This window comes from Brooklawnia sp., from assembly GCF_032229645.1.
Classification (GTDB): domain Bacteria; phylum Actinomycetota; class Actinomycetes; order Propionibacteriales; family Propionibacteriaceae; genus Brooklawnia.
In genome coordinates, this window is sequence record NZ_JAVTWX010000073.1 from 1 (window position 1) to 5,269 (window position 5,269).

A 5,269-nucleotide genomic window follows, 5' to 3' on the forward strand; every position below is an offset into this window, starting at 1 on the left:
TCGCTCAGTCCAGATCCCACAGCGCTCAGGTCCCTCGTGCCCAGTAAATCGCCGGCGGCTATCCGGAAGAGCTCGCGCAGCCTCAGTGACCGCACCGCGTTGATGGCCAGCTCCGGCGAACCCGCGTGTCTCTCGACGATCCTGTCCATCGAGTCGTTGAGGTCCGCACGGGTGCGCGGACGGACGATCTCGTCACTGGTCAGCAGCTGAGCCACCGACGGGTCGCGGCGCAGCAGGTCGCTGATATAGCGGCTGGTCGACAAGATCCTGGCCAGTCGTTCGGCCATCGAGCCTTCGTCGCGCAGCGCCCGCATGTACCAAGACGTGGAGCCCATCTCGTCCGACAGCCTGCGGAAGCTCAACAGGCCGAGATCCGGGTTGGGGCCATCACTGAACCAGCCGAGCATGGCCGGCATCAGCTGCCGCTGGATCTCCGCGGTGCGGTTCAGGCCGGTGGTCAGCGCCGCGATATGGCGCAGGGCGGCAACCGGATCGCTGAAGCCGAGGGCGCGCAGCCGGTCGCTGGCCGCTTCGGGCGACAGCTTCAGTTCATCGCCGGAGAGTCTGCTGACGGCCTCGAGAAGCGGCGAGTAGAAGACCCGCTGCTGCAGTCGTTGCACATGCCTGGCGACATGGCGCCACAGCTCCCACAGTTTCTGACCGTCAGGCAGGCCCATCTGGCGGGCCAGTCTGCGTCGCTCCACCGGTTCTTCGGGCATCAGGTGGGTGCGGCGCAGCCTGAAGAGTTGTTCCCGATGCTCCAGCACCCGCATGAATCGGTACGACTCATCAAGGTTGACGCCATCGGCGCGCCCGATGTAGCCGTATTCCACCAGCCTCGCCAGCGATGGCAGCGTCGCCGAGGTGCGAAGCCGTTCGTCGGCGCGTCCATGGACGAGCTGCAGCATCTGGACGCTGAATTCGACGTCGCGCAGGCCGCCGGCGCCCAGCTTGATCTCTCGTTCGCGTTCGCGTGCCGGGATCAGGTTGATGACGCGTTGGCGCATCGCCTGCGAGTCGGTCATGTAGTTCGGCTGACCGCCCACCTGCCAGACCATCGGCGAGACCATGTCGACGAAATCTTGGGCAAGCTGCAGATCGCCGGCCATCGGCCTGGCTTTGAGCATCGCCTGGAACTCCCAGTTCTTTGCCCATCTCTCGTAGTAGGAGCGATGTGAGGCGAGTGTACGGGCCAGTGGGCCGGCGTTTCCGTCGGGACGCAACGCCGCGTCCACCTGCCAGATCGTACCCGCCACCGAATGCGCCGAACAGATCCTGGTCATCGCGGCCGCCAGTTTGGTCGCGATCTGGATGGCTTCCTCATTGCCGGTCTGCTCGTCCGCGGGTTCGGCGACATAGAGCACGTCGATGTCCGACAGATAGTTCAGTTCGCGGGCACCGCATTTGCCGAGACCCACGACTCCCAACCGAGTCTTCTGCTGGTTGGGCACCTGTGCCCTGGCGCACGCGAGCGCCAGACCCATCACCGTATCCGCCAGATCGGCGAGTTCTGCGGCGATCTCTTCCACGATCTCGACAGGCTTCGGATGGCTCAGGTCTCGGGCGGCGATCCGCAACAGCTGGCACTTGTTGGCGAGCCGGAGCCGATTGGGTGCGTCGGGATCGTCCAGGATCAGATTGTCGCCCCACTCGCCCGGGCCGCCCACGACCGTCAGCATCTCGGCTCGCAACTGCGCCGGCGTCAAACGGTGCGGTGCTGCCTTGATGATCTGCGCCGCGTCCGGATGAGCTCTGACGAACTGATTGAGCGCCTGGCTCCCGCCCAGCACGGTGACGAGCCGCTGCAGCCAGCCGTCGTCCATGAGGACTTCCGCGATCAGTTGCGGGTCGGATTCATCGAGGGCCGACATGCCCTGCAACGCCAGGTCAGGATCGGCCGCGCCGCCCAGTATGCCGAGCAACCCTTCGGGATCGGCGTGGACCGGGTGCCTGGACACGATGGCCTCCACCATTCGCAGGGCACGACTGGCGTCGCCGAAACCACGCCGGGCAAGATCACCCGCCGCAGTGCTGGTGCGTCCGCTCATGGTCAATCAGCCTAGTCGCTGGCGCCCTAAACTTGGGCGTGGGAGTCATCTGTTCGTCACGGGTACGTTGCTTGCAGATCAGACTCGACGCCTACGGTATGGGGATGATAGACGTGGCAGGACGAGCCAACCGGTCGATGGTCCGGATCTGCTCGTCCATGCTCAGCCAACTGAACGCATTGGTGAACTCGCCTGTCACACTGTCTCGATACGGCCTCGGACGCCTGATGTACCTGGTCAACGAGACATTGGTCACACTGGATTCGCAGGCGCGCAGCACCCCGATGTCGCTGAGTGACCATCTGAGCGAGCGCTCCCGCGCGATCGATGACATCGCCGAAAGAGTCAACGCAATCATGGGCGACGAACCGGCGGTCACGCTGGCCCGCCAGCTCGAACCGCTGGTCTGCGAACTGGCCGATGCGCTGGGCAACCACGCCCTGCCCGATACCGTGGCAAGCAGGTTCGGCACCGTCCGGTTGACCGACTATCTGCGCGCGAATGTGATCGTCGTGGTCGATTTGTCGATCGACGAGTTCGAGATCGCCGAGCGGCCCGCCATGACCGAATCGGTGCACGCACTCACCCAGGTGTTGACCGAACGCTATCCAGGGCACACCATCGAAGTGCGTATTCCCCCATATGCTGCGGTTCAGGTGGGCGCCTTGACCGCGGGCCCGTCACACACCCGCGGCACCCCGCCCAACGTGGTGGAATTCGAACCTCAGGCGTTCTGGCAACTGGCGACCGGCCGACAAAGCTGGTCACGGGCCATCGAGGCCGGCGCTCTGACGTCCTCCGGCGTGCACGCCGCAGAGACGGCCAGAATGTTCCCGATCGTCAAGATCCGCTGATCATCCAGCGCAGGGCGAGCCGCCTAAACCTAAAGCTTCGGCAGCAGAGTACGCAGCTCCCACGGTGTGACCTCGCGGCGGTAGGAATCGAACTCGGCCCGCTTGTTGCGAAGGAAGAAATCGAAGACGTGCTCGCCGAGGGTCTCCGCGACCAGTTCGCTGTTCTCCATGAGCTCGACCGCACCCTCCAGGTTGCGAGGCAGCGAGGTGATACCCAACCCGGCCCGCTCGCGGTCGGTGAGCGACCAGACATCGTCCTCGGCCTCGGGCGGCAGTGGCAGCTCTCGCTCGATGCCGTCCAGACCGGCATTGAGGAGCAAGGCATAGGCGAGATACGGGTTGCAGGCCGAGTCGATGGCGCGGTATTCGACCCGAGCCGAGCTGGATTTTTCCGGCTTGAAGAGTGGGACGCGTACGAGTGCGGAACGGTTGTTGCGTCCCCAGCAGACATAGCTGGGCGCCTCACCGCCCCAGGCGAGCCGCTTGAACGAGTTCACCCATTGATTGGTGACGGCGGTGATTTCGGCGGCGTGTGTCAGCAGCCCGGCGATGAAGTGCTTTCCGATCTTGCTCATCCGAAGTTCGTCGGTGGCGTCGTAGAACGCGTTCTGGTCACCCTCGAAAAGGCTCATGTGGGTGTGCATGCCCGAACCCGCGAAGTCGGTGAACGGCTTGGGCATGAAAGACGCCCTGATGCCCTGCGAGATGGCGACCTCTTTGAGCACCACCTTGAAGGTCATGATGTTGTCGGCCATCTCCAGCGCGTCCGCGTAACGCAGGTCGATCTCGTGTTGGCCCGGTGCTGCCTCGTGATGGCTGAACTCGACCGAGATGCCCATCTGCTCGAGGATGTTGATGGCATCGCGGCGGAAGTCAGTGCCTTCGTCCATCGTGTTGTGGTCGAAGTAGCCACCATTGTCGAGCGCGATCGGTTCGACGCCTGACTCCAGCGGAGTGCGCAGCAGGAAGAACTCGATCTCGGGGTGGGTGTAGAACGTGAAGCCCATGTCTGCGGCCCGCTTGAGGGCACGCTTGAGGACGTGGCGTGGATCGGCCATTGCCGGCGAGCCGTCAGGCATCGAGATGTCGCAGAACATCCGTGCGGTCCCGGCCTGAGTGCGCCAGGGCAGCAACTGGAAGGTGCCCGGATCGGGGTGGGCGATCATGTCCGCTTCATAGATGCGGGCGTAGCCCTCAATCGCCGAGCCATCGAAGCCGATGCCCTCGGCCAAAGCGCCTTCGAGTTCAGCCGGGGCAATGGCAACCGATTTGAGGTACCCGAGCACGTCGGTGAACCACAGGCGGATGAACTTGACGTTGCGCTCCTCGACAGCGCGCAGAACGAACTCGGTCTGACGATCCATGACCTTAAGTCTGCCAGCATCTGCGCCAGATCGGGGAACGTGCCATCACAGGCCGGTTCGGCCGCGGCCGAGGGCTCGCGCCCCGCAGGCCACATACACTGCATGGTATGTCGATGCCTGGTTGGTACCCCGATCCTGCTGGCGCTCAAGGTCGCTTCCGCTATTGGAACGGCTCCGCGTGGTCCAGCGAGACGACCGCCAATCCTTCCGATCCTGCTCCGGGCTCGGGCGGCAACAGCCGTGCGCGGGGAGGTTCGTCGGGTGGCAATCGGACGCTGCTGATCCTCGGTGCAATCGCGATCGTCGCGGCGTTGATCATCGCCTGGTTCGTCTTCGGCAATAGCAGGAGCACGCCGTGGGGTGATACTCCCGAGGACACCAACTCGTCCACACCGACGGTCAGCGGTTGGGACGAAACCTCGTCGCCGACCCCTCCTCCCACCCAAAACGCCAGCGCGATCGCCTGCCCGGTCACCTCCAACGATGACGAGACCAGGCAGGGCAACGACGGACGACTGCACGGCGGCGGTATCTCGGTGCAGCGAGTGCCCGGCTGGGGTGACTACTCGATGTATCTGCAATGGGTGTCCGACCTGCATACCCAGGAGGACCCCGTTCGGACCGGCTGGATGAGCAATGTCGCGGTGGGTCAGTTGAACTACTCGGACGGTTTCGACGCCCCGGAGATCGCGGCGCGGCAGTCGATGGAGTGCTACGCATCGTCCGGCTACTACCTGAACTTCACCGAACGGATCGATCAGGTGAACGAGGCGACCACGATCGACGGGCATTCCGCCTGGCATATACGTTCCGAGGTGCGCATCTCGTCGCAGGACATGCCCGAGATCGAAGGCGATCTCGTTGACATCTATGTGATCGACATCGGCCAGGCCAATAAGCTGGGCGTCTTCTTCTCATCGGTGACCATCGGCGATACCGCGCGGCAGACGCTGGTGGACAACTGCATCGCCACGCTGAGGGTCGACTGACGCGCGCGGGCGGG

The 5,269-nt window shown here is 64.1% G+C and carries 4 protein-coding genes; 2 read left to right on the forward strand and 2 right to left on the reverse strand.

From position 1 onward, the window contains the following. Nucleotides 1–2,048 (reverse strand): bifunctional [glutamine synthetase] adenylyltransferase/[glutamine synthetase]-adenylyl-L-tyrosine phosphorylase (locus AAFP05_RS05155; protein WP_341728784.1); only part of this gene is annotated, 2,048 nt, incomplete at its 3' end. A gap of 104 nt (nucleotides 2,049–2,152) precedes the next feature. On the opposite strand from AAFP05_RS05155, the gene AAFP05_RS05160 reads away from it, so the two are divergent. Next, complete coding sequence (locus tag AAFP05_RS05160) at nucleotides 2,153–2,902, forward strand: sterol carrier family protein (protein WP_341728785.1); 750 nt, start codon at nucleotides 2,153–2,155, stop codon at nucleotides 2,900–2,902. 29 nt (nucleotides 2,903–2,931) lie between these two features. Here the strand turns inward: AAFP05_RS05160 and glnA are convergent, their stop codons facing one another. Further along, nucleotides 2,932–4,266: a type I glutamate--ammonia ligase gene (glnA, locus tag AAFP05_RS05165; protein ID WP_341728786.1), complete on the reverse strand. Its 1,335-nt coding sequence runs from the start codon at nucleotides 4,264–4,266 to the stop codon at nucleotides 2,932–2,934. Between the two features lie 107 nt (nucleotides 4,267–4,373). On the opposite strand from glnA, the gene AAFP05_RS05170 reads away from it, so the two are divergent. Continuing rightward, nucleotides 4,374–5,255 carry a DUF2510 domain-containing protein gene (locus AAFP05_RS05170; RefSeq protein ID WP_341728787.1) on the forward strand — a complete coding sequence of 294 codons (882 nt, stop codon included), beginning with the start codon at nucleotides 4,374–4,376 and terminating at the stop codon, nucleotides 5,253–5,255. Nucleotides 5,256–5,269: the final 14 nt, after the last annotated feature.